The organism is Allobosea sp. P5_A5 (assembly GCF_056400625.1).
This window is the reverse complement of record NZ_JBFUKY010000008.1, coordinates 84,554-106,416: the sequence shown is the minus strand read 5'-3', so window position 1 is coordinate 106,416 and position 21,863 is coordinate 84,554. Positions and strand designations below refer to the sequence as shown.

Annotated in this window: 24 protein-coding genes, 1 other RNA gene and 1 pseudogene; 4 read left to right on the top strand and 22 right to left on the bottom strand. The window is 65.5% G+C overall.

Annotation, left to right across the window (positions count from 1 at the left end; genetic code table 11):
• Window positions 1-35 precede the first annotated feature (35 nt).
• Window positions 36-1,520 (bottom strand): cobyric acid synthase, encoded by a 1,485-nt coding sequence (locus AC1DR6_RS16460; protein ID WP_476830324.1) that lies wholly within the window; start codon window positions 1,518-1,520, stop codon window positions 36-38.
• A 285-nt stretch (window positions 1,521-1,805) separates the two neighbouring features.
• Here AC1DR6_RS16460 and AC1DR6_RS16455 point away from each other — a divergent pair, with 285 nt between their 5' ends.
• Window positions 1,806-2,954 (top strand): aminotransferase, encoded by a 1,149-nt coding sequence (locus AC1DR6_RS16455; RefSeq protein WP_476830323.1) that lies wholly within the window; start codon window positions 1,806-1,808, stop codon window positions 2,952-2,954.
• Between the two features lie 6 nt (window positions 2,955-2,960).
• Here the strand turns inward: AC1DR6_RS16455 and AC1DR6_RS16450 are convergent, their stop codons facing one another.
• The 21 genes and pseudogenes from AC1DR6_RS16450 to rpmH all read right to left on the bottom strand — a co-directional run bounded on the left by AC1DR6_RS16450 (window position 2,961) and on the right by rpmH (window position 19,119).
• Window positions 2,961-4,328, bottom strand: a complete 1,368-nt coding sequence (locus tag AC1DR6_RS16450; RefSeq protein ID WP_476830322.1) for a coiled-coil domain-containing protein — start codon at window positions 4,326-4,328, stop codon at window positions 2,961-2,963.
• Window positions 4,329-4,480: 152 nt separating this feature from the next.
• Complete coding sequence (locus tag AC1DR6_RS16445) at window positions 4,481-4,831, bottom strand: RidA family protein (protein ID WP_476830321.1); 351 nt, start codon at window positions 4,829-4,831, stop codon at window positions 4,481-4,483.
• Between the two features lie 67 nt (window positions 4,832-4,898).
• The gene (locus AC1DR6_RS16440; protein ID WP_476830320.1) at window positions 4,899-5,345 is read right to left on the bottom strand and encodes a YqaA family protein; all 447 of its coding nucleotides are present in this window, start codon (window positions 5,343-5,345) and stop codon (window positions 4,899-4,901) included.
• A 143-nt stretch (window positions 5,346-5,488) separates the two neighbouring features.
• Window positions 5,489-6,466: a type I pantothenate kinase gene (gene coaA / locus AC1DR6_RS16435; protein WP_476830455.1), complete on the bottom strand. Its 978-nt coding sequence runs from the start codon at window positions 6,464-6,466 to the stop codon at window positions 5,489-5,491.
• A gap of 91 nt (window positions 6,467-6,557) precedes the next feature.
• Window positions 6,558-6,893 (bottom strand): phosphoribosyl-ATP diphosphatase, encoded by a 336-nt coding sequence (locus AC1DR6_RS16430; RefSeq protein ID WP_476830319.1) that lies wholly within the window; start codon window positions 6,891-6,893, stop codon window positions 6,558-6,560.
• Between the two features lie 163 nt (window positions 6,894-7,056).
• Window positions 7,057-7,821 (bottom strand): imidazole glycerol phosphate synthase subunit HisF, encoded by a 765-nt coding sequence (gene hisF / locus AC1DR6_RS16425; RefSeq protein ID WP_476830318.1) that lies wholly within the window; start codon window positions 7,819-7,821, stop codon window positions 7,057-7,059.
• Window positions 7,818-8,105: a hypothetical protein gene (locus tag AC1DR6_RS16420; protein WP_476830317.1), complete on the bottom strand. Its 288-nt coding sequence runs from the start codon at window positions 8,103-8,105 to the stop codon at window positions 7,818-7,820. Before AC1DR6_RS16420 ends, hisF begins: the two co-directional genes overlap by 4 nt.
• Window positions 8,102-8,476: a hypothetical protein gene (locus AC1DR6_RS16415; protein WP_476830316.1), complete on the bottom strand. Its 375-nt coding sequence runs from the start codon at window positions 8,474-8,476 to the stop codon at window positions 8,102-8,104. Before AC1DR6_RS16415 ends, AC1DR6_RS16420 begins: the two co-directional genes overlap by 4 nt.
• Window positions 8,477-8,479: 3 nt before the next feature.
• Window positions 8,480-9,217, bottom strand: coding sequence for a 1-(5-phosphoribosyl)-5-[(5-phosphoribosylamino)methylideneamino]imidazole-4-carboxamide isomerase (gene hisA, locus AC1DR6_RS16410; protein ID WP_476830454.1), 738 nt, complete (start codon window positions 9,215-9,217; stop codon window positions 8,480-8,482).
• A complete protein-coding gene (gene hisH, locus AC1DR6_RS16405; protein ID WP_476830315.1) occupies window positions 9,205-9,861 on the bottom strand; it encodes an imidazole glycerol phosphate synthase subunit HisH in 657 nt (218 codons plus the stop codon). The genes hisA and hisH overlap by 13 nt, the downstream gene beginning before the upstream one ends.
• The gene (locus tag AC1DR6_RS16400) at window positions 9,858-10,346 is read right to left on the bottom strand and encodes a DUF2628 domain-containing protein (protein WP_476830314.1); all 489 of its coding nucleotides are present in this window, start codon (window positions 10,344-10,346) and stop codon (window positions 9,858-9,860) included. Before AC1DR6_RS16400 ends, hisH begins: the two co-directional genes overlap by 4 nt.
• Window positions 10,346-10,933 (bottom strand): imidazoleglycerol-phosphate dehydratase HisB, encoded by a 588-nt coding sequence (gene hisB / locus AC1DR6_RS16395; RefSeq protein ID WP_476830313.1) that lies wholly within the window; start codon window positions 10,931-10,933, stop codon window positions 10,346-10,348. The genes AC1DR6_RS16400 and hisB overlap by 1 nt, the downstream gene beginning before the upstream one ends.
• A gap of 266 nt (window positions 10,934-11,199) precedes the next feature.
• Window positions 11,200-12,396 (bottom strand): O-succinylhomoserine sulfhydrylase, encoded by a 1,197-nt coding sequence (gene metZ, locus AC1DR6_RS16390; protein WP_476830312.1) that lies wholly within the window; start codon window positions 12,394-12,396, stop codon window positions 11,200-11,202.
• Window positions 12,397-12,509: 113 nt separating this feature from the next.
• Entirely contained in the window at window positions 12,510-13,265 is a 756-nt protein-coding gene (locus tag AC1DR6_RS16385; protein ID WP_476830311.1) for a pyrimidine 5'-nucleotidase, read from the bottom strand.
• A 241-nt stretch (window positions 13,266-13,506) separates the two neighbouring features.
• Window positions 13,507-14,403 carry an acetylglutamate kinase gene (gene argB / locus AC1DR6_RS16380; RefSeq protein ID WP_476830310.1) on the bottom strand — a complete coding sequence of 299 codons (897 nt, stop codon included), beginning with the start codon at window positions 14,401-14,403 and terminating at the stop codon, window positions 13,507-13,509.
• Between the two features lie 160 nt (window positions 14,404-14,563).
• On the bottom strand, window positions 14,564-14,893 hold the full coding sequence (locus tag AC1DR6_RS16375; RefSeq protein WP_476830309.1) for a DUF423 domain-containing protein: 330 nt from the start codon (window positions 14,891-14,893) through the stop codon (window positions 14,564-14,566).
• A 183-nt stretch (window positions 14,894-15,076) separates the two neighbouring features.
• On the bottom strand, window positions 15,077-15,730 hold the full coding sequence (gene yihA, locus AC1DR6_RS16370; RefSeq protein ID WP_476830453.1) for a ribosome biogenesis GTP-binding protein YihA/YsxC: 654 nt from the start codon (window positions 15,728-15,730) through the stop codon (window positions 15,077-15,079).
• Window positions 15,731-15,752: 22 nt separating this feature from the next.
• Window positions 15,753-16,384, bottom strand: a pseudogene (locus AC1DR6_RS16365) (CatB-related O-acetyltransferase).
• 185 nt (window positions 16,385-16,569) lie between these two features.
• The gene (yidC, locus tag AC1DR6_RS16360; protein WP_476830452.1) at window positions 16,570-18,465 is read right to left on the bottom strand and encodes a membrane protein insertase YidC; all 1,896 of its coding nucleotides are present in this window, start codon (window positions 18,463-18,465) and stop codon (window positions 16,570-16,572) included.
• 36 nt (window positions 18,466-18,501) lie between these two features.
• On the bottom strand, window positions 18,502-18,930 hold the full coding sequence (gene rnpA / locus AC1DR6_RS16355) for a ribonuclease P protein component (protein WP_476830308.1): 429 nt from the start codon (window positions 18,928-18,930) through the stop codon (window positions 18,502-18,504).
• Window positions 18,931-18,984: 54 nt separating this feature from the next.
• The gene (gene rpmH / locus AC1DR6_RS16350) at window positions 18,985-19,119 is read right to left on the bottom strand and encodes a 50S ribosomal protein L34 (protein ID WP_054210375.1); all 135 of its coding nucleotides are present in this window, start codon (window positions 19,117-19,119) and stop codon (window positions 18,985-18,987) included.
• Between the two features lie 245 nt (window positions 19,120-19,364).
• Here rpmH and ffs point away from each other — a divergent pair.
• The 3 genes from ffs (at window position 19,365) to AC1DR6_RS16335 (ending at window position 21,756) form a co-directional block, all read left to right on the top strand.
• Window positions 19,365-19,461, top strand: an RNA gene (gene ffs, locus AC1DR6_RS16345) — signal recognition particle sRNA small type.
• Window positions 19,462-19,536: 75 nt separating this feature from the next.
• Window positions 19,537-21,399 (top strand): DNA polymerase III subunit gamma/tau, encoded by a 1,863-nt coding sequence (locus AC1DR6_RS16340; protein ID WP_476830307.1) that lies wholly within the window; start codon window positions 19,537-19,539, stop codon window positions 21,397-21,399.
• 36 nt (window positions 21,400-21,435) lie between these two features.
• A complete protein-coding gene (locus AC1DR6_RS16335) occupies window positions 21,436-21,756 on the top strand; it encodes a YbaB/EbfC family nucleoid-associated protein (RefSeq protein WP_476830306.1) in 321 nt (106 codons plus the stop codon).
• Window positions 21,757-21,863: the final 107 nt, after the last annotated feature.

The window sequence follows — 21,863 nt, the reverse complement described above, 5'->3', positions numbered from 1 at the left end:
ACGGATGTTGACAACCCGCTGACAACCGAGCCGGCTCAGCTCGAACGGCGGCAGCGTTCCAGGGCCAAGCCTAAAAGGGCATCGACATCGAGATGCTCGGCCAGATGCCGGGCTAGCGCGTCCAGCGTGTCGTCCACTGCGCCCTCATAGTTCAGGCCGCCGGCAGGGCGCGCGCCGCCGATCGTCCCGAGCCAGGCAGACCGCAGCGAATCCGACGTGAAAAGCCCGTGAAGGTAGCTGCCGACGACGCGCCCGTCCGGGCTTGCCGCGCCTTCCGGCCGGTCGTCGACGCTGAACGGAGCCCGAAAGGTATCGGCCCCCTCGGTTCGTCCGAGATGGATTTCGTAAGCCCGGCCATGGCTCGCGCTCGAATGATGGGCGACCGCGACCTCGCGCACCGTCTTGTCGCGGTCGAGCGTGGTCTCGACATCGAGCAGGCCCAGTCCCGGCGCCTCGCCGGCCGGCCCTTCCAGCCCGAGCGGATCGCGGACGACCCGGCCGAGCATTTGATAGCCCCCGCAGAGCCCCAGCACATGGCCGCCCCGGCGCCGATGCGCCTGGATATCGATATCCCAGCCTTCTTGGCGCAGCGCCGCGAGATCGCGCAGCGTCGTCTTCGAGCCCGGCAGGATGACGAGATCGGCATCGCCGGGCAGGGGCTGTCCGGTCCGGATCAGGCCGAGATCGACATCGGCCTCCAGCTTCAGCGGGTCCAGATCGTCGAAATTGGCGATGCCGGGCAGCACGGGAACCACGATCTTGAGACGCGCGCCGGGCCTGCGCTCGCTCGCGAGGTCGAGCCCGTCTTCGGCCGGCAGACGGCTCGCCGCGGAAAACCATGGCACCACGCCGAGGCAGCGCCAGCCGGTGGCGGCGGTGATCGTATCGACGCCGGGCCGGAACAGCTCCACCGCGCCCCGAAATCGATTGACCGCGAAACCGCGGATCATGGCGCGGTCGTCGGCGTCGAGCACCGCATGGGTGCCGACCAGGCTCGCGATGACGCCGCCGCGATCGATATCGCCGATGATGATGGCCGGCACATTGGCGGCACGGGCAAAGCCGAGATTGGCGATATCGCGAGCCCGCAGATTGGTCTCGGCTGGCGAGCCCGCGCCCTCGACGAGGATCAGGTCGGCGTCATGCCCGAGGCGTTCGAAACTTTCCAGCACCGTCGGCAGCCAGTCGCCCCGGCGCGCGAAATCGCGCGAGGCCAGCCGCCCGGCGACGCGGCCTTGCAGGATGACCTGACTGCCTTGTTCGCCTTCGGGCTTGAGCAGGACGGGATTCATGTCCGGATGCGGCGTGATTCGGGCCGCGCGCGCTTGTAGCGCCTGGGCGCGGCCGATCTCGCCGAAAGCCGTCGCGGCGGCATTGTTCGACATGTTTTGCGGCTTGAACGGCCTGACCTTCAGGCCGCGATCGGCAAAGAGCCGGCATAAACCGGCGACGATCAGCGATTTGCCGACATTCGATCCCGTACCGAGGATCATCAGAGCGGGGGTGGCGCGGCGGAGCATGGGCTCCTGCTTAAATCATCGGGCCGGAAAGCGCAGCGTCAATGCCGGGCGGGTCCTGACATGGTTTGCCGGCCCACCGCGTCTACCTGCTGCGCCAAAGGGGCGAAGTCGCATCAGGTGGGCGCCATGGGCCGGCCAAGGCACTAAAGCCTGACCGCTGATGAATGTCAACATTCATCATTCGATATTTTATTGGGCGCCATTGGGCGCGGGTTGCGGGATGCCAAGCCGGCCGGGCCCATGCTAAAGCCGGCCTCCCTGTCCGCCCGCCCGAGCCGTTGCGCGATGAATCCGATTTTCTCCGCTCTGCAAACCAGCGTCTTCGAGGTCATGTCACAGCTCGCGCGCGAGACCGGCGCGATCAATCTGGGCCAAGGCTTTCCCGATGATCCCGGTCCTGAGGATGTCCGGCGCAAGGCGGCGGAGGCGATCGTCTTGGGCTGGAACCAGTATCCGCCGATGATGGGCCTGCCGGAACTGAGGCAGGCCGTTGCGGTGCATTACAAGCACTGGCAGGGGCTCGACCTCGATCCCGACCGCGAGATCATGGTCACCTCGGGCGCCACCGAAGCGATCGCGGGCGCGCTGATGGCGCTGGTTTCTCCCGGCGACGAGGTCGTGCTGTTCGAGCCGATGTACGACGCCTATGTCCCGCTGGTGCGGCGCGCCGGCGGCATCCCGAAATTCGTCACCCTGACCCCGCCGCATTTCGGTCTGACCGAGGAGGCGCTGGCCAAGGCGTTTTCGCCGAAGACACGCCTGGTTCTCTTCAACAACCCGCTGAACCCCACCGCGACCGTCTTCAGCGAAGCCGATCTCGATCTGCTCGCCGCTTTCTGCGTGCGTCATGACGCGATCGCGATCTGCGACGAGGTCTGGGAGCATGTCGTCTTCGATGGCCGACGCCATACGCCGCTGATCGGCCGGCCCGATATGCGCGAGCGCACCGTCAAGATCTCCTCCGCCGGCAAGATTTTCTCGCTGACCGGCTGGAAGGTCGGTTTCGTGATGGCGGCCCCCGCGATCATGCGCGTGCTGGCCAAGGCGCATCAATACATCACCTTCACCACGCCCCCGAACCTACAGACCGCCGTGGCGTATGGGCTGGGCAAGGAAGACGGCTATTTCGAGGGCATGCGGGCTGATTTCCAGCGGTCGCGCGACCGTTTTACGACGGGGCTGAAGGATCTCGGCCTGGCGGTGCTGCCCTCGGCCGGGACCTACTTCCTGAATGTCGATATCGCGCCGCTGGGCGAGAGCGACGATGTCGATTTCTGCCGGCGGCTGGTCATGGAAAACGGCGTCGCGGCGATTCCAGTCAGCGCTTTTTATGCGCAAGGGGCGGTCAGGACGGTCGTCCGCTTCTGTTTCGCCAAGCGCGACGAGACGCTCGACGGCGCTCTGCAAAGGCTGGCGGAGCGCTATCGCCGCTGAGCGGCGTCAGCTCGCCAGCATGCGCTCCACGAGCGCGCCAGCATCCGCCAACCGGCCCTGGAAGTCCGAAGCCGAGCGGGGCTCGGCCTGACGGGCGACATCGGTCGCTTCCATCATCTGGCCGAGTGCGCGCTGCGCCATGTCGCGGCTCTTCGTCCGCCGCGCCAGCAACAGCATGGCCTCGGCCTGGTTGGCACGGCTGCGCGCCCACAGCAACGGAGCACGTTCGCGCCGGCGTTCTTCCAGCGCCGCGTCGAAGGCCGCGATTGCCTCCTCCAGCACCACAGGCTCGCTGTAGCGCTCGCCCATCGAGGCGAGCACACCGCCCATCTGATCCTGCAATTCGGCCCATCGCAAAGGCTCGCGGCCGCGGTCGATCGCGGCGGAGACCCGGTTCAGCCCGTTGAAGGCGCGCTCCAGCAAGGCGAGGTCGATCCTGCGCTTGCCCAGCGTCGCCCGTGCGCGCGAGATCATGTGCTCGGCCTCGAGCCAGCGCTTCTCCTCATCGGCCCGCGACCAGACGGCGAGCAGGCTAGCATAGCCCGCGATCGCCTCTTCGAGGAGGTCGTCGTCCTTCTGCGTCATGCCGAGCGCGACCGCCAGCCGCCCGAAGCGCAGCTTCAGCGCGCGCCAGAGCTCGGGATCCTCATCCTGATGCAGATACTCCAGACCTGCGCGGCTATGCGTCAGCGCCAGATCGCGCAGCTGCGGGTCGTTGGTAATCTTGGCAAGGCCTTCCAGCGCGGCGGCCATGGCCTCTTGGACACGGGCGAAAGCGACAGTGTCGGAAAGGGTGTCGAGCCCCTGCAGCAGGCGGCGTAGCGCAGCGATGGCCTCGTCGAAGCCTTCCCGTCCGCCGAAATCCTCGCTGATGCGGGCCAGCGACCTGGCCTGGTCGAGCGCGGCCGCGCGGCTGCGCTCGATGTTCGCGAGACCGATCAGGGCGGAGGCTTCGCCGTAGCGGGCGGCGGCTTCGCGATAAGCCTCGATGCTGGTCCGCAGAAAGCTAAGCGCCGCACGGTCGGCCCGGTTCTCGCCGATGAGGAGGCGCTTTTCGAGAGGCAGGCCGGACATGTCCGTCGCGCCGTCGATGGCGCGGAGTTCCGCCTGCGCCAAGGCCTTGTCGGCCTCGCCGAGCCTGCCGGCGAGCAGGGCTCCCGCGGCAGCCTCTCGCAGCTGGCGGATATCGCCCTGCTGCGAGGACGTGTCTTCCTGCAAGGCTGGGGTCAGCCGGCGGGACAGTGCGAGAAAGTCGAAAGCCTTGCGCTCGAGCAGCGCTTCGCTGATTGCGGCCGAGGCCCGCACCCGGTCGGCCAGCATGGCGGCGAGCGCTACCGGCGGCACGCTGCAGCGCTCTGCAACGCGTGACAGCATCGGCGCGATCTCGTCGGACTGGCTAATGGTGGCCTCCAGAGCGCATAAATTCGTCCGGATCGCGATCGATCCGGACGAAATGTAAGTTCGCTACCAGAGAGTTGTTAACGATCCGATCGCTTCGACCAACCGGCCTCCGCGATCGGACAAGGTCACTTCGCGGCGATGACCGCGATCTCGACGGTGAACTGGGGTGCGGCGAGCTTGGCCTCGACCGTGGCGCGGCCGGGCGTGGCGCCCGCGACGACCCACTTGTCCCACTCGGCGTTCATCTCGGCGAAGGTCGACATGTCGGAGAGCCAGATATTGACCATCAGCAGCTTCGACTTGTCGGTGCCGGCCTCAGTCAGCAGCCCGTCGATGATACCGAGGATGTCCTTGGTCTGCTCGGCGACGCTCTTGCCGGCGGCCTCGCCCGCGACCTGCCCGGCGAGATAGACGGTGTCGCCATGCACGACGGCCTTGGACATGCGCGGGCCGGGCTGGATACGCTGAATGCTCATCTGAAAAGCTCCTTGGAAAGGGTGCCCCGCTGGTAGCCCGGCAAGGCCGGTCGTGCAATCGCTGGCCTCACATGATGGCCGACCAGCCGGCCCATAACGCTGCATAGCGAGCCGCCTTGCCGATCAGGACAAGCAGCGTGAAGGGCCAGAACGGAAAGCGCAGCGTACCGGCGACGAAGGTCAGGGGGTCGCCGACAACAGGCAGCCAGGCGAGCAGCAGGGAAGGCCAGCCGAAGCGCGCAAACAACGCCTGCGCCCTCGCGAAACCGGCCGGGTCGGGCCTGATGCGCTTCGGCAGCCGCTCGACGCCGTGGCGCGCGATCAACAGGCCGAGCCACCAGTTCAAGACGGAGCCGGCCATGTTTGCGACGCTCGCGACGAGGAAGAGCGCGATCGGATCGACGCTGCCGGCAGCGAGAAGGCCGACGAAGACCGCCTCCGACTGGGCCGGCAAAAGCGTCGCCGCGATGAAGGCGGCGGCGGCCATCCCGGCCAGCGACCAGAACGTATCCATCGGATCAGCTGCGTGATCGGCCTGCCGTCATTGCGAGAAGCGCAGCGACGAAGCAATCCAGGGGGACCGGGTCATAAGCTGTCGCCCAGTCCTCCTGGATTGCTTCGCTTCGCTCGCAATGACGAAGATGGCCGCCAACATCGTTACAGCCGCCTCAGCGCGACCTGCTGGATGCGGTGGCTGGCGCCCTTCGTCAGGATCAGGCTGGCGCGCTGGCGCGTCGGCAGGATGTTTTCCTGCAGGTTTGGCAGGTTGATCCCGGTCCAGAGCTTTTCGGCGATGGCCAGCGCGTCCTCTTCCGCGATCTCGGCATATTTGCGGAAGAACGAGCGCGGGTCGCGGAATGACGTCTGGCGCAGCGTCATGAAGCGGTTGACGTACCATCGGTGCAGGTCGTTCTCGTCGGCGTCGAGATAGACCGAGAAGTCGAAGTAATCCGACACGAAGGGGATGACGGTGCCGTCCTTCGGCATCCGGCTCGGTTGCAGGACGTTCAGCCCTTCCAGAATCAGGATGTCCGGCCGCTCGACCGTCACCGTCTCGCCGGGCATCACGTCGTAGACGAGGTGCGAATAGACCGGGGCGCTCACCTGCGGCTTGCCGGCCTTGATGTCGGAGAGGAAGCGCAGGATCGCCGAGCCGTCATAGCTCTCGGGAAAGCCCTTGCGCTGCATCAGCCCGCGCTTCTCCAGCTCCGCATTGGGCAGCAGGAAACCGTCGGTGGTGACGAGTTCGACCTTCGGCGTATTCGGCCAGCGCGAGAGCAGCGCCTTGAGCACGCGCGCGGTGGTGGACTTGCCGACAGCCACCGACCCCGCGACCCCGATGATATAGGGAACCTTGACCTCCGCCTCCGCCATCAGGAAGCGCTGGGTCGCCTTGAACAGCCCTTGCGTCGCCGCGACGTAAAGCGAAAGCAGCCGCGACAGCGGCAGGTAGATCGCGACGATCTCGTCGAGCGAGATCGGGTCGTTGAGCGACTGCAGCTTGGTCAAATCGTCGACCGCGAGCGTCAGCGGCTGATCGGCGCGCAGATGCGCCCACTCGTCTCGCGAGAAGGAGCGATAGGGCGAGACGAGATCGCGCTCCGGCGGGGTGGAGATGAGGCGCTGGTCGGACATCATGTCTTCGCCCGCGTTCAAACCCGGATCCGGGATCAATCCTTGGTCCATGACGCGACCCGCAATCCAGGCTTCGAGGTACGAGGAAAGATCATGCCGGCGCGGAGCCCTGCCCGGGCCTGGCCGCCTTTTCCGCCAGTCCGGACCGGGCGGTGCGCGCTTCAAGCTCGCTCAACACATCCTGCAATGCAACATCGCGGGCCCTGAGCACGACCAAAAGATGATAGAGCACGTCGGCGCTCTCGGCGATCAGTTCGGTTCGGTCGCCTTTGACCGCCGCGATCACGGCTTCGACCGCTTCCTCGCCGAATTTCTTGGCGGCGCGCTCCGGGCCGGCCGCCAGCAATTTCGCCGTCCAGGATTCGTTTGGCGAGGCGGCGGCACGTTCGGCGACACGCGCTTCGAGATCGGCGAGAGTGAAGGTCATGCTGAACCTCTGTCATTCCGGGGCGCGCCAAAAGCGCGAACCCGGAACCCACGACTTGGCGCGGTATTTGCGGCCCGTTCATGGGCTTTGCGCCCAGTCGCAATGTCCAGGTTCTTCGCCGCGCAAAGCCGCGGAATGACGAGCGGGGAGAACCCAGACACGGCTAAACGAGCCTCATCCGGAGGCCGGCTTCCGCCATATGCGCCTTGGCCTGCCCGATCGTGTAGGTGCCGAAATGGAAGATCGAGGCGGCGAGCACGGCCGAGGCATGGCCCTGTGCCACGCCCGCGACCAGATCTTCGAGATCGCCGACGCCGCCGGACGCGATCACCGGCACCGAAACCGCATCCGCGATCGCGCGGGTCAGCCCGAGGTCGTAGCCGGATTTCGTGCCGTCCTTGTCCATCGATGTCACCAGCAGCTCGCCGGCGCCGAGCGAAACGACTTCGCGGGCAAAGGCGACAGCCTCGATGCCGGTGGCGTTCCGCCCGCCATGGGTGAAGATCTCCCAGCGGCCGGGCGAGACCTGTTTGGCGTCGATCGCCACCGTGATGCACTGCGCGCCGAACTTCTCGGCCGCCTCCTTGACGAAGCCCCGGTTTGTGACGGCGGCGGTGTTGATCGAGACCTTGTCGGCGCCCGCCAGCAGCAGCGCCCGGATATCCTCGACCTTGCGCACGCCGCCGCCGACCGTCAGCGGCATGAAACAGGCCTCCGCCGTGCGCGTCACCACGTCGAAGAGAATGCCGCGATCCTCATGGCTGGCGGTGATGTCGAGGAAGCAAAGCTCATCCGCACCGGCCGCGTCATAGGCCTTGGCGGCCTCGACCGGATCGCCGGCATCGACGAGGTCCACGAATTTGACGCCCTTGACGACGCGGCCGTCCTTGACGTCGAGGCAGGGAATGATGCGCGTTTTCAAGGTCATGCAGGAAGAGCTTGGCGCTGGGGAATATTAATGAAGTCCCAAGCGGTTTGCGGAAGCCATCCATCGCAAGAAGTTGGGCTGATTTCGGACATAAGAAACTGCATTCCCGGAAAACTTCCGCGAATCCGCGCCGCTAGGTCAGAGGTTCCAAAGAAAGACTTAATGATAACCAGGCCGCCGGTCATAACTAACCAATCGTTAATCTCTGGCGCATTGTTAAGTCGCTGGCGGATGATTTCGGGGTCAATTTGAGCTACGCTAAAAGAAAACAGGAACGTTTTCATCTTTTAGTTCCTTTCTCTCCTCGTTCTAAGGCCTCACGTTGGGTTATGCCTTCGGCCTCATCAATCAAGATGGGGGCATCATCGCCTTTTCGGAAGAGGATAAGCTCTTGCTGCCGAAGCTGAAACTCTTCCGATTGTAACCGATTGGGGTCACGGAAAAGGAAAATGAAGTATGCAGCTGCTGAGACAATGACAGGTAAAGCTGCAAGGCCAAGAGATACGGAGCGAACCAGCGCGTCTGATGAGAAAACCGAGGCTAGCAATGAAGCCGGCGTCACAACGGCAGTTAGCCACAGAAGCGGATTGAGCGCGGTGCTGACTTTCACCACAGCTGCTCGATTTGTCAGGGCCTTCAAGTGATCGAGCTTCATGAGCTAAGTTCCTACGAGCCGCGCCAGTGCCGCCGCCGGGTCGATCCGCCCGTCATAGAGCGCCCGCCCTGTGATCGCCCCTTCGAGAATAGCGGCATCGGGCGCCCGCAGCCGCTCGATGTCGGCCATCGAGGCCAGCCCGCCCGAGGCGATGACCGGGATCGATACGGCCTGCGCCAGCGCGATCGTGCCCTCCCAGTTGATACCTTGCAGCATCCCGTCCCGCGCGATGTCGGTGTAGATGATCGCCGCGACGCCGGCATCCTCGAAGCGCTTGCCGAGATCGGCCGCCGCCAACGACGAGGTTTCCGCCCAGCCCTCGACCGCGACATAGCCGTCGCGCGCGTCGATGCCGACCGCGACCCGGCCCGGAAAGGCCTTCGCCGCTTCGCGCACGAAGGCGGGATCGCGCACCGCCGCCGTGCCGATGATGACGCGGCGGATGCCCTTTTCCAGCCAACCCGCGACCGTCTTCATGTCGCGGATGCCGCCGCCGAGTTGTACGGGGAACGAAACCCGGGCCAGAATCGCCTCCACCGCCGCCGCATTCATCGGCTTGCCCGCAAAAGCGCCGTCAAGATCGACGACATGCAGCCACGGGAAGCCCTGTCGCTCGAAATCGGCCGCCTGTGCAGCCGGATCGTCGTTGAACACGGTTGCCTGTGTCATATCGCCCTGCTTCAGGCGGACGCAGCGGCCTTCCTTGAGATCGATCGCGGGAAACAGGATCACGGCGTCCAGCCCAGGAAATTGGCGATGAGCTTGAGGCCCAGCGTCTGGCTCTTTTCGGGGTGGAACTGTGTGCCGGCGATGTTGCCATGCGCCACCATCGCGGTCACCGGTCCGCCATGGTCGGTCAGCGCCACCACATCCTGCGCCCGCTCCGGCACCAGCGCGTAGGAGTGCACGAAATAGGCGTGCAGTCCCTGCGGACCGGTCTCGATGCCGGCGAGCAGCGGGTGCTCCTCCTGCTTGTGCAAGACGTTCCAGCCCATATGCGGGACCTTGAGGCTGTCGTCCCGAGGCTCGATCAGCGCGACATCCCCTGGAATCCAGCCGAGCCCTTCGGTGACCGCGTATTCCAGCCCGCGCGAGGCCAGGAGCTGCATGCCGACGCAGATGCCGAGAAAAGGCCGTCCCTTGACCCGCACCGCCTCTTCCAGCGTCTCGACCATGCCCGGCACGGCATCGAGCCCGCGCCTGCAATCGGCGAAGGCGCCGACGCCGGGGAGCACGATCCGGTCGGCCGCGCGCACGATCTCGGTGTCGCTGGTGACATGGATGGTCGAGGGAATGCCGGCCTCCAGCGCCGCCCGCTCGAAGGCCTTGGCGGCTGAGTGGAGATTGCCCGAGCCGTAATCGATGATGGCGACGGACTGGCTCATCGCCCCCGCGCCTCGGGAAACAGGCCGATGATCGGCAAGGGCGTCGTGGAACGCGGCAGCGGCGGTGAGACCGCAGGCTCGACGCGCGGCACGGCTGGAAGCCCTGCCAGTGCGCGTTCGAACCAGCGCCGCTCGGCCTCATCCAGCGAGCGGGCCTCGACCACATCGGCGAGCTGCCAGCCCTGGCGGGTCAGCTTGCGCACCAACAAATTGCGGCCCTCGAAACCGAGGAACAGCGCGACGGTCCAGTAGAGCAGGGTCAGCGCGCCGTCATGGATGCCGAGGCGGCGATGAACGAACCAGACGGCGCCCCAGAACAGCGCGAAGAGTAGCGTCGCCAGCCACAGCCGGCGGCCGAGCAACCACAAGCCCGTCAGCAGAAACGCGCCCCAGCTGAAGGCGTCGGGGATGACCCGCGCCTGCTCGATTCCGTCCCTAACGCCGGTCCCACCCGGAGGCGGCGTCATCACCGTATAGAACGCCATCAGAGCGCACCCTTGGTCGAGGGCACGCGCCCGCCCTCGCGGGGATCCACCTCGATCGCTTGCCGCAGCGCCCGCGCCAACCCCTTGAAGCAGCTCTCGGCGATGTGGTGAGCGTTGTCGCCGTAAAGCGTCTCGATGTGCAGGGTGATGCCGGCGTTCATCGCGAAGGCCTGGAAGAACTCGCGCACCAGCTCGGTGTCGAACGTCCCGATCTTCTGTGCCTTGAATTCAGTGCGGAAGACGAGGAACGGCCGGCCCGAGACGTCGACCGCGACGCGGGTCAGCGTCTCGTCCATCGGCAGATGGATATCGGCGTAGCGGCGGATGCCCTTCTTGTCGCCGAGCGCCTGCTTCACAGCCTCGCCCAGCGCGATGCCGGTATCCTCGACCGAATGATGGTCGTCGATCTGCGTGTCGCCCTTCACCGCGACGTTGAGGTCGATCAGCGAGTGGCGGGCGAACAGGTCGAGCATATGGTCGAAGAAGCCGACGCCCGAGGCGATCTCGGCCTTGCCGGTGCCGTCGAGATGGAGCGAGACCGCGATATCGGTCTCGTTGGTGCGGCGCTTCACTTCGCCCGAACGCATGCTGGCCTCTCAGGGCTCGCTGGAAAACGGCCTCGCTTTAGCAGGGGCCGGCGGGGATGGCCACTGGGACGATGGCAAGGGCGCTAGAACCCTCTCCTGTAAGGAGAGGGGCAGGGGTGAGGTGTAGGCCCCTGAACCAGTTTACGAAGCACCCTATAACGCAGCGGTCAGGTTACAGCCAAAGCGTCCAATGGCCGACCCCTCACCCTGCCCTCTCCCTACGGGAGAGGGTTCCTCGCGCTGTCCGGGTCCTTGACTGAAACGCCTCAAACCTGCGCCAGCGCCTGTTCCAGATCGGCGATCAGGTCGTCCGGGTGCTCGAGCCCGATCGAAAGCCGCACCAGCCCATCGCTGACCCCCATCGCGGCGCGCACCTCGGGCGTGAAACGCTGATGCGTCGTCGTCGCCGGATGGACGATCAGGCTCTTGGCGTCGCCGAGATTGTTGGAGATGCGGATCAGCCGGCAGGCGTCGAGCAGGCGATAGGCGCCGGCCTTCCCGCCCGGTACCTCGAAGGCGATCATGGTGGAAGGGCCGCTCATCTGGCGGGCGATGATCTCGGCCTGCGGATGGTTCTTGTGACCGGGGAAGATCACCTTGACCGGCTTGGCCTGTGCCGCCAGCCAATCGGCGACCTTGGTCGCGTTCTCGGCCTGCTTGGCGACGCGCAAGGGCAGCGTCTCCAGCGACTTCAGCATCACCCAGGCGTTGAACGGAGAGAGGATCGGGCCGGTCTGGCGCAGATACTGCTGGATATCGCCCTCGATCAGCTCCTTAGCACCGAGGATCAGCCCGCCCAGGCAGCGCCCTTGTCCGTCGATATGCTTGGTCGCCGAATAGACCACGATGTCGGCGCCCAGTGCGAGCGGGCGCTGGTAAAGCGGCGTGGCGAAGACATTGTCGACGACGAGCTTCGCGCCGGCCTCTTTCGCCACCACCGCGATGGCGGCGATATCGAGCACTTCCAGCGTCGGGTTCGACGGCGACTCCAGAAAGAACAGCTTGGTGTTGGGCTGCACCGCCTTGCGCCAGGCCTCGATGTCGCTGCCCTCGACCAGCGTCGTCTCGACGCCGTAGCGGGGCAGATGGTCCTCGACGATGTAGCGACAGGAGCCGAAGAGAGCGCTAGCGGCCACGACATGGTCGCCGGCCCGCACAGGCGCCATCAGCGCGGCCGTCACGGCGGCCATACCCGTCGCGGTGGCCCGACAACTCTCGGCACCCTCAAACGAGGCCATGCGCGCTTCCAGCATCGCCGTCGTCGGATTGCCAAGGCGTCCATACTGGAAGCCGGGGTCTGTGTTCAGGAAGCGCCCCTCGGCCTGCGCCGCGTTGTCATAGACATGGCCCTGCGTCAGGAACAGCGCTTCGGAGGTCTCGCCGAACTGCGAGCGCATCGTGCCGGCATGGACGAGGCGGGTTTCGGGATGCAGCGTGGCCGCGTCGTGATCGAATACCGACATGGGACATCCAATTCGTTCTTTTTACCGAACGGAACGGGTATCATTCCGCGGCGGGTTCGTAAAGAAGAACGAAATTCCCTTTGGACAGATGCGCCGGGCTAAATCCGTCCGTTTCAGGCAGAGCTTTCCGCAGAACGTCCAAGCGGCCTGAGAAATCCGGCCAGGTCCGCCGTGACATGATGAATGTGCCCGGCTTCGATCGCCGCCTGCTCCCACGCCTCGCGGAATGGATCGGGCGTCTTCGGGATGATCAGAACCGTCTTCATGCCCAGAGCGCTCGGCACGATCAGGTTCTTCTCGATATCCTCGAACATCGCCGCCCGGCCCGGATCGACCGCATGTTTGGCGAGGAAATGTTCATAGGTCGCGCGCTCGGGTTTCGGCAGGAAGCCGGCATGGACGATATCGAAAATGTCCTCGAACTGGTCGAGGATGCCGAGCTTGCCGGCCACGTTTTTCGCATGACCGACCGAGCCGTTGGTTAGGATCAGCTTGCGACCGGGCAGTGCCGCAAGCGCGGAGCCCAGCTCCGGATCGGGTTCGAGCAGGGTCAGGTCGATGTCATGGGCGAAATCGAGGAACGCGTCCGGATCGATCTGATGCTCCTCCATCAACCCTTTCAGCGTCGTGCCGTAGCGGTGGTAATAATACTGCCGCAGCGCGTGCGACGACAGCCCGTCGAGTCCGAACAGCTCCTGCAGGAACAGCGTGATGCGCTCGTTGACCTGCGGCCAGACGCGGCTCTCATGCGAATAGAGCGTGTTGTCGAGATCGAAGATCCAGTGGTCGACATGCGCGAACCCCTCCGCCGTGAGGGGCGGGGTCGCGGCGGGCGCTTCGGCGAGGATGGTCGGGGAAAATGTGGTCATCGGACTTGCAGATGTGGGAGCCGGATTTGGCGCCGCAAGTCGTTTGCGGAGGTTTAATGATGGGTCTTCCGCGTGGTCATCCCGGACAAGCCGCCCTCGGGTCCGATCTTTGATCGGCCCAAGGACAGGCTCCGCGGCGCCGATCCGGGATCCATGCCCGAACCTTCATCGTCGATGCTCCGGAATGGATCCCGGGTCTGCGCTTCGCTCCGCCCGGGATGACGGCGGATGGAGCCGGATCTCAACGCCGGATGATCGTGCCGTGGCCGGTATCGGTGAACAGCTCGATCAGCACGGCATGCGGCACCTTGCCGTCAAGGATCACGACCGCCTCGACGCCCTTTTCCAGCGCGTAGATGCAGGTCTCGATCTTCGGGATCATACCGCCCGAGATCGTGCCGTCTGCGATCAGCCGGCGGCATTCCTCGACGGTCAGCTCCGGGATCAGCTGCTTTTCCTTGGTCAGCACGCCCGGCACGTCGGTCAGCAGCAGCAGGCGCTTGGCGTTGAGCGCGCCTGCGATCGCACCCGCAAAGGTGTCCGCGTTGACGTTGTAGGTCTGGCCGTCCGCCGCGGCGCAGACCGGCGCCAGCACCGGGATCAGCTCGGCCTTCAGCACGGCATCCAGCACGCCGGTATTGACCGTCTCCGGCTCGCCGACGAAGCCGAGATCGAGCACCTGCTCGATTCGCGAATCGGGGTCGACCACGGTGCGGGTCACCTTGCGCGCGGTGACCATGTTGCCGTCCTTGCCGCAAAGCCCGATGGCCCGGCCGCCCTCGCGGGAGATATAGCCGACGATCTCCTTGTTGACGGAGCCGGCGAGGACCATCTCGACGACCTCGACGGTGGCCTCGTCTGTGACGCGCAGGCCTTGCTTGAACTCGGACTGGATGCCGAGTTTTTTCAGCATCGAGGCGATCTGCGGGCCGCCGCCATGGCAGACGACGGGCTTCAGGCCCGACTGCTCGAGCAGCACGATGTCTTCGGCGAAATCCTCGGCGGTGGCGGCGTCGCCCATGGCGTTGCCGCCATATTTGATAACGATGATTTCCTGATCGTAGCGCTGCATGTGCGGCAGCGCCTGGACGAGCAGATCGGCCGATTGCGACGGCGTGAGTTGAGGCAGGTCGGTCATTCGGCAAAGCTCCGCACGGCCGCGAGGAAGATGCGGAGCGCTTCTAGAGCATCGGCCCGAAAAGTGGAATGCGGTTTTCGGAAAAGCCGATGCAGGCATAAGCAGAGCATCGGCCCGAAAAATGGAATGCGGTTTTCGGGAAGGCCGATGTGCAGGGTGATCAGCCGCGCTTCGTTGCCACGGCCGCGACGGCCAGACCCAACCATCCGCCCAGCATGAACCATCCGCCAATCGGGGCCGCGCGCGGAAACAACGCCTCGTTCACAAAACCGCGCCGCGACAGATCGGCGGCGAAGAGAATCGCTCCGACGATGATCGCCGACAGCGCGATCCGCGCCAGAAGGTCGTGCAGGTGGCCGCCCTTGCGCGCGGCGGTCGCGCTGAAGATCACCGGGGCATGGAACAGCAGCATCTGCCCGGCGGTCTGAACGTTGGCGGTGCCGGTGATGTGCGCGGCCGCCGCCAATAACGCGACGCCCGCAAGGCCCATCAGGGCGGCAAGGGTGAGATGCAGCTTAGTGGCTGTCACGGCAGGCGTCGCTCCGCTCGCACTGGTGGGGCTCCGTCATGCCAGCCCTTGTGGCGAGCATCCACGCCTTGAACGCGACCTTCGACCGGCGAAGATTTGGATGGTCGGGACAAGCCCGACCATGACGCGGTGGGCACGCGATCCTCACTGCCGCTCGGCCAGAACCCGGCCGACCGCGGCACGCAGCTCGGGAATGCCGAGGCCCTTTTCGCTCGAGGTCAGCAGCACCTCAGGGAAGGCGGCTGGCCGGCGCTTGATCTCGTCATAGGTCGCCTCCGCCATGAATTGCTGCTCGGCGGGTTTCAGCGCGTCGCCCTTGGTCAGCACCACCTGATAGGAGACGGCGGCCTTGTCGAGCGTCTCCAGCACGGCGCCATCGACATCCTTGATGCCGTGACGGGCGTCGATCAGCACGTAGACGCGCATCAGGTTGGAGCGGCCGCGCAGATAATCATGGATCAGCCGCGTCCAGGCGGCGACCTTTTCCTTGCCGACGGCGGCATAGCCGTAGCCCGGCATGTCGACGATGGTGAGCCGTTCGGCATCGTCGACCTGACGAAAAAAGTTCAGCTGCTGTGTGCGGCCGGGCGTGTGCGAGGTCCGCGCCAGCGCATTGCGCCGCGTCAGCGCATTGATGAGGCTGGACTTGCCGACATTGGAGCGCCCGGCGAAGGCGATCTCCTGCCCGACCATGGTCGGCAGGTCGTCAATCTTGGTCGAGGCCCAGACGAAATCCCACGAGCCCTCGAAGAGCTTGCGCGCGGTTTCGATCTCCTCGGCGTCGTAAGGCTTGGTCATTGATGTCGTCATGGGCTTCTGCCTATACGGCTGCGCGCAGCGCGTCGATATCGGCGCCCTGAATGGCGGCGACGTTGCGCGCGATTGTCTCGGCGTCCCAATCCCACCAGCGGATGTCCAACAGCGCCACGACGATCTCCGGCGCAAAGCGCATCTTGACGATCCGTCCCGGATTGCCGGCGACGACCGCATAATCAGGCACATCCTTCGTCACCTGCGCCCGCGTCCCGATGATCGCGCCGTCGCCGATACGACGCCCGGCATGATCACCGCTTCGCGGCCGATCCAGACATCGTTGCCGATCACCATGTCGCCGCGATGGGTGGCGCCGGGCCGCTTGAGAGCCTCGGGATCGCCCAGCCCGAACATCTGGAAGGGAAAGGTCGAGAAGCCGCCGAGCGGATGGTTGGCGCCGTTCATCACGAACTGCGCTCCTTGCGCGATCGCGACGAACTTCCCGATGATCAGCCGGTCGCCGATGAAGTCGAAATGATAGCGCACGCAGCGACCGATGAAATGCTCCGGCCCGCGCGAGTCGTCATAGTAGCTGTAATCGCCGACCTCGATCAGTGGATGGTCGACCACCGCCTTGAGAAAGGCCGTGCCCTTCCAGCCCGGGATAGGATGGCGGGTGTTCGGATCGGGCAGGGGCATGGCAGCAGTTCCGTCGCGACACATCGTTGCACTGCGACCTCGTCATTGCGAGGAGCGAAGCGACGAAGCAATCCAGGAGGACGTAGAGCTCCGTCGGTCCTGGATAGTTTCGCTCCGCCCGCAATGAATTGGGTAGCGCTGCAGCGACGTTAAAAGGAAAGGGGCGGGAAACCCGCCCCTCGCCGTTACTTCTTGTTGGTGTTGGCGGGCTTGCCCGGTACCGCCACGGCCGTGGTCGCAGGCGGCTTCTTGCCGAACATGCCCTTGATGTTGTCGAAGAGTTCGATCTTGACGCCGTTCTTCCTCATGATGAAGCCCTGCTGGGTCACCGAGAGCAGGTTGTTCCAGCTCCAATAGATCACCAAGCCGGCCGGGAACGAGCCGAGCAGGAAGGTGAAGAACACCGGCATCCAGGTGAACATCATCTTCTGCACCGGGTCAGGCGGCTCCGGGTTCATCTTCATCTGGATGAACATCGTGATGCCCATGATGATCGGCCACAGGCCGAGATGCAGCATGGTCGGCGGCGTGAAGGGGATCAGCCCGAACAGGTTGAACAGGTTGGTCGGGTCCGGTGCGGCCAGATCGTGGATCCAGCCGAAGAACGGCGCGTGCCGCATTTCGATGGTGATGAACAGGATCTTGTAGAGCGCGAAGAACACCGGGATCTGCAGCAGCACCGGCCAGCAGCCGGCGACCGGGTTGATCTTCTGCGTCTTGTACAGCTCCATCAGAGCCTGCTGCTGCTTCATCTTGTCGTCCGCGTAGCGCTCGCGGATGGCCGTCATTTCCGGCTGCATCGCCTTCATCTTCGCCATCGAGGCGTAGGATTTGCTGGCGAGCGGGAAGAACAGGCCCTTGAGCAGCACCGTGACGATCAGGATCGCGACGCCGAAATTGCCGACATGCTTGTAGATCCAGTCGAGCACGACGAAGAGCGGCTTGGTGAAGAAGTAGAACCAGCCCCAGTCGATCAGCAGGTCGAAGCGCTTGATCTGCTGGCTGGCCTCATAGCCGTTGATCGCCGCGACCTCCTTGGCCCCCGCGAACAGCCGCGACTGCGAGGCGGTCGAGGCGCCGGGCGCGAGCGCGATGGCCTCGCCCAGGAAATCCGCCTGATAGGTCCGCTCCGAGCCGGTCTGCACCGAGGAGAAGCGGCCTTCGAACTTGCGCGACTGGTCGGGAATGACGGCCGCGGCCCAGTACTTGTCGGTGATGCCGACCCAGCCGCCGACGGCATCCTTCCAGACCTTGCCGACGGTGCCTGACGAGAGAGCCGGCTCCTTGTCGAGCTTGTCGTAGGTCCATTCCTGCAGGCCGTCCTTCTCGCCGACATAGCCGACGAGGCCTTCATGCAGCACGTAGTAGCCCAGCGTGTGCGGCTTGCCCTGGCGTACGACCTGTCCATAGGGGAACAGCGTGACGGCATTGCCGCCCTTGTTCTCGACCTCGTCGCGGACCTGGAATATCGCATTGTCGTCGACATTGACGATGCGCTTGAAGGTCAGGCCCTGGCCGTTGTCCCAGGTCAGCGTGACCGGCTGGCCGGGCGTCAGGACCTGCTTGTCGGCGGTCCACAGCGTCGTCGCGTTTGGCACGGGCGTATTACTGCCCGGCGCGGCGACCCAGCCAAAGTCGGAATAATAGGCGTTCGGCCCGCCCGCGGGAGACAGCAGCACGATGATCGGGCTGCTGTCGTCGACCGTCTCGTGATAGGCCTTGAGCGAAACGTCGTCGATGCGCCCACCGGCCAGCGCGATCGAACCGGCGATCTTCGGTGTGTCGATCTTGATGCGCGGGCTGGCGGCGAGCGCCTGCTCGCGGGTGCCGGAAACCTGCGTCGCTGCCGCGCCGGGCGCCGTGCCTGGGGCAGCCGAGCCCGCGGCCTGGCCCGGAGGCGCGGCGGTCGCGGCCGGGTTGCTCGCTCCGGCGGGCGCAGCTTGCGTCTGCGTCTGCTGGTTTTGCCGGGCAATCTCCTGCTGCTTCTCCAGCTGCGGCTTGGCGTAGAAGAACTGCCAGCCGAGCAGGATCACGACCGACAGGGCGATCGCGAGAAGCAGATTGCGGTTGTCTTCTTTCATCATGATCGGAAACGGATCTCGCTTGGTCCGGCTGGTTCAGGCGGATGAAACAGAGGAGGAGGGCACGGAAGAATGGATCGGCTTGCGGCTGTCGCGCCCGGGGCGCCGGTCGGCCTGCGGCTTTTGCGGCCTTGCCCGGTCGATGGCAACCGAAAGATCGGCGACGAGCCGTTCGAAGGGCGTGCCGATCGCCTCGGCGCGCGCGACGATGACGACGTCGCAGCAGCGATGGCTCTGGTCTTGCAAGGCTTTTGCAGCGGCGGCGCGCAGGCGGCGGCGGATGCGGTTGCGCTGTACGGCATTGCCGGTCTTGCGCGAGGCTGTCAGCCCCAGCTTGAGCCCGTCGCGCTCTTCGTCGGGCGCTGCATCGCGCACCTGTACGAGGAACGTCGACGAACGAAAGCGGCGGCCGTGATCGGCCGCCGCCAGGAATTGTTTGCGTTGCGTCAGACGGGCGAGGCGCATGGCGATTGGCCAGTCTTCCGGAACAGGCGCGTCGAAATCACGCGCCGGTCGGCGTCAGGCCGAAAGCTTCTTGCGGCCGTGAGCGCGGCGAGCGGCGATGACCTTGCGGCCGCCGGTGGTCGCCATGCGGGCACGATAGCCGTGGCGGCGCTTGCGAACCAGCTTGCTGGGTTGATAGGTTCTTTTCATCGTCCGACTCCGGGGACTTGTCGGGCGCGCTGGCCTTAAGCCTCCGAAAGGAAGCAGGGCCGACCGAGCCAGTATGCGATAAGGGTCGGCGCCGCCTCTCGGCAGCGCAGGTGGCGGGCTTATGACGGATGGCCGGAGCCAAGTCAATGCCGCAGCGGCGGCTGCGACGAAGCTTCGCGGCACGTCGGCGCGGCGCTTCCGGGAGCCGGCTTGCGCTCCGGCGCGACATCCCCGATATAGCGGGCGGGAGGTTGGCGAGGGACGTCTCACTCGCCAACTGGGTCAGGTCCGGAAGGAAGCAGCCCTAACGAGACCGAACGGGTCTTCGTCCAGCCTCCCACCTTCGCCGCATGCTTGAATGGCTTAAGGCCAAGGGCGGCATTGACCCTCGCCTTCCGATTGGCGAAACCGGTTTCCATGAGCGACATGACCGACGCCGCCATCGCAGACGAGCCCGGCTTCGCCGGTTTCGATCCGGCGCCCGCGCCGGCGCCGGCCACTGCGTCGGTGCCTTATCGGGTGCTCGCCCGCAAATACCGCCCTGCGCATTTCGGCGACCTGATCGGCCAGGACGCGATGGTGCGCACGCTCACCAACGCCTTCGCCGCCGGCCGTATTCCGCAGGCCTGGATGCTGACTGGCGTGCGCGGCGTCGGCAAGACCACGACCGCCCGCATTCTCGCGCGCGCCCTCAACTATCAGACGGCCGACGGCAGCGGCGCGCCGACGACGGATCTGCGCGATTTCGGCATCCATTGCCGCGATATCATCGAAGGCCGGCACATCGACGTGATGGAGCTCGACGCGGCGTCCAACAACGGCGTCGAGAATGTCCGCCAGCTGATCGAGGGCATCCAGTACGCGCCGGTCTCCGGCCGCTACAAGGTCTACATCGTCGACGAAGTGCACATGATGTCGACGCAGGCCTTCAACGCCCTGTTGAAGACGCTGGAGGAGCCGCCAGCCCACGCCAAGTTCATTTTCGCGACCACCGAGATCCGCAAGGTGCCGATCACGGTGCTGTCGCGCTGCCAGCGCTTCGACCTGCGCCGCGTCGAATCCGACGTGCTGGTCAACCATCTCTCCGGGATCTGCGGCAACGAGGGTGTCGATGCCGAGGTCGAGGCGCTGGCGGCGGTCGCCCGCGCGGCGGAAGGGTCGGTGCGCGATTCGCTCTCGATCCTCGACCAGGCCATCGCGCATGCGGCCGGCCGCATCACGCTCGACGATATCCGCTCCATGCTCGGCCTCGCCGACCGGGCGCGCGTCATCGATCTGTTCGAATCGGTGATGAAGGGCGACATCGCCTCGGCCTTGGGCGAATTGCGCGCGCAATACGATGCTGGCGCCGATCCTGTCGTGGTGCTGACCGATCTCGCCGAGTTCAGCCATCTCGTCACCCGACTGAAGCTCGTGCCCGATGCGGTGAAGGACGCGACGCTCTCGCAGGCGGAGCGTGTGCGCGGCGGGGATTTCGCCCAGCGCCTGTCGATCCGCGTGCTGGCCCGGACATGGCAGATGCTGCTGAAGGGCATTGCCGAGGTGAAGCAGGCCGACCGGCCGGTTATGGCGGCCGAGATGGTGCTGGTGCGCCTCGCCCATGCCGCCGACCTGCCGACGCCGGACGAAGCCTTGAAACTGCTGCGCGACGGCATGGGCGCGGTGCCCGCCGGCAATGGGGGCTATGGCGGCGCGCCCCGCCCGCCTTCCGGCGGTGGCAACACCGCGCTCGCGGCGCGGCCGATTCTCGCCAGCGCCAATCCGATGCCCGTCGCCGCGCCGCGCGCGGTCGCAGCCCCGCAGGCGATCGTAACCTCGATCGAGGACGTGGTGGCGCTCGCCTCCCAGCATCGCGAGATCGGCCTCAAGATTTCGCTCGAGCGCGACGTCCGCCCTGTGAGGTTCGAGCCCGGCCGGATCGAGTTCTCGCTGGCCGAGGGCGCCTCGCGCACGCTCGCGCAGGATCTGTCGCGCAAGCTCAAAGACTGGACCGGACAGACCTGGATGGTCGCGGTTGTGAACGCCGAAGGCGGCGCGACGATGCGCGAGCAGGTCGCCGCCGCGAAAGACCAGCGCGAAAACGATGCGGCCGGCCACCCGGCGGTCAAGGCGGTTCTGGAGCGCTTTCCCGGCGCGCGCGTCGTCGATGTTCGCGACCCCCGTGCCGTCGCCGCCGCCGAGATCGCGGCGGCCGCGCCTGCCGGCGATGATGATCTGCAGAATGGCGACGAGCCGCTATTCGATGATTCCGAGCCGGATTTCGACGGTGTCGATTTCTGATTTCGACCGTTTCAATCTGACGAGAGGGTTTAGACCATGCGCGACATGATGGGCCTGATGAAGCAGGCGCAGCAGATGCAGCAGAAGATGGCCGATCTTCAGGCCGAGCTCGACACCGTCGAGGTCGAGGGCGCTGCTGGCGGCGGTATGGTCGCTGTCACCATGACGGCCAAGGGCGCTCTCAAGACCGTCAAGATCGACCCCAGCCTGATGGTGCCGGACGAACGCGAGATCCTCGAGGATCTGATCGTCGCTGCCTGCGCGGACGCCCGCTCGCGCTCCGAGCGCGTCATGCAGGAGCGCATGGGCGAGGTCACCAAGGGCCTGCCGATCCCGCCGGGCATGAAGCTGTTTTGAAAACGCAATGTCATTCCGGGGCTTCGCGAAGCGAAGAACCCGGAACCCACGACGGGGCTCGCGCGATGGAATACATCGGCAGGACGAAGCTCACCCGGTCATGGGTT

Excerpts from the sequence above, each read along its gene's own strand:
- AC1DR6_RS16460 (WP_476830324.1), bottom strand. The coding sequence starts at position 1,520 with ATGCTCCGCCGCGCCACCCCCGCTCTGATGATCCTCGGTACGGGATCG.
- AC1DR6_RS16455 (WP_476830323.1), top strand. The coding sequence starts at position 1,806 with ATGAATCCGATTTTCTCCGCTCTGCAAACCAGCGTCTTCGAGGTCATG.
- AC1DR6_RS16450 (WP_476830322.1), bottom strand. The coding sequence starts at position 4,328 with ATGCTGTCACGCGTTGCAGAGCGCTGCAGCGTGCCGCCGGTAGCGCTC.
- AC1DR6_RS16445 (WP_476830321.1), bottom strand. The coding sequence starts at position 4,831 with ATGAGCATTCAGCGTATCCAGCCCGGCCCGCGCATGTCCAAGGCCGTC.
- AC1DR6_RS16440 (WP_476830320.1), bottom strand. The coding sequence starts at position 5,345 with ATGGATACGTTCTGGTCGCTGGCCGGGATGGCCGCCGCCGCCTTCATC.
- coaA (WP_476830455.1), bottom strand. The coding sequence starts at position 6,466 with ATGTCCGACCAGCGCCTCATCTCCACCCCGCCGGAGCGCGATCTCGTC.
- AC1DR6_RS16430 (WP_476830319.1), bottom strand. The coding sequence starts at position 6,893 with ATGACCTTCACTCTCGCCGATCTCGAAGCGCGTGTCGCCGAACGTGCC.
- hisF (WP_476830318.1), bottom strand. The coding sequence starts at position 7,821 with ATGACCTTGAAAACGCGCATCATTCCCTGCCTCGACGTCAAGGACGGC.
- AC1DR6_RS16420 (WP_476830317.1), bottom strand. The coding sequence starts at position 8,105 with ATGAAAACGTTCCTGTTTTCTTTTAGCGTAGCTCAAATTGACCCCGAA.
- AC1DR6_RS16415 (WP_476830316.1), bottom strand. The coding sequence starts at position 8,476 with ATGAAGCTCGATCACTTGAAGGCCCTGACAAATCGAGCAGCTGTGGTG.
- hisH (WP_476830315.1), bottom strand. The coding sequence starts at position 9,861 with ATGAGCCAGTCCGTCGCCATCATCGATTACGGCTCGGGCAATCTCCAC.
- AC1DR6_RS16400 (WP_476830314.1), bottom strand. The coding sequence starts at position 10,346 with ATGGCGTTCTATACGGTGATGACGCCGCCTCCGGGTGGGACCGGCGTT.
- hisB (WP_476830313.1), bottom strand. The coding sequence starts at position 10,933 with ATGCGTTCGGGCGAAGTGAAGCGCCGCACCAACGAGACCGATATCGCG.
- metZ (WP_476830312.1), bottom strand. The coding sequence starts at position 12,396 with ATGTCGGTATTCGATCACGACGCGGCCACGCTGCATCCCGAAACCCGC.
- AC1DR6_RS16385 (WP_476830311.1), bottom strand. The coding sequence starts at position 13,265 with ATGACCACATTTTCCCCGACCATCCTCGCCGAAGCGCCCGCCGCGACC.
- argB (WP_476830310.1), bottom strand. The coding sequence starts at position 14,403 with ATGACCGACCTGCCTCAACTCACGCCGTCGCAATCGGCCGATCTGCTC.
- AC1DR6_RS16375 (WP_476830309.1), bottom strand. The coding sequence starts at position 14,893 with ATGGGCCTTGCGGGCGTCGCGTTATTGGCGGCGGCCGCGCACATCACC.
- yihA (WP_476830453.1), bottom strand. The coding sequence starts at position 15,730 with ATGACCAAGCCTTACGACGCCGAGGAGATCGAAACCGCGCGCAAGCTC.
- yidC (WP_476830452.1), bottom strand. The coding sequence starts at position 18,465 with ATGAAAGAAGACAACCGCAATCTGCTTCTCGCGATCGCCCTGTCGGTC.
- rnpA (WP_476830308.1), bottom strand. The coding sequence starts at position 18,930 with ATGCGCCTCGCCCGTCTGACGCAACGCAAACAATTCCTGGCGGCGGCC.
- rpmH (WP_054210375.1), bottom strand. The coding sequence starts at position 19,119 with ATGAAAAGAACCTATCAACCCAGCAAGCTGGTTCGCAAGCGCCGCCAC.
- AC1DR6_RS16340 (WP_476830307.1), top strand. The coding sequence starts at position 19,537 with ATGAGCGACATGACCGACGCCGCCATCGCAGACGAGCCCGGCTTCGCC.
- AC1DR6_RS16335 (WP_476830306.1), top strand. The coding sequence starts at position 21,436 with ATGCGCGACATGATGGGCCTGATGAAGCAGGCGCAGCAGATGCAGCAG.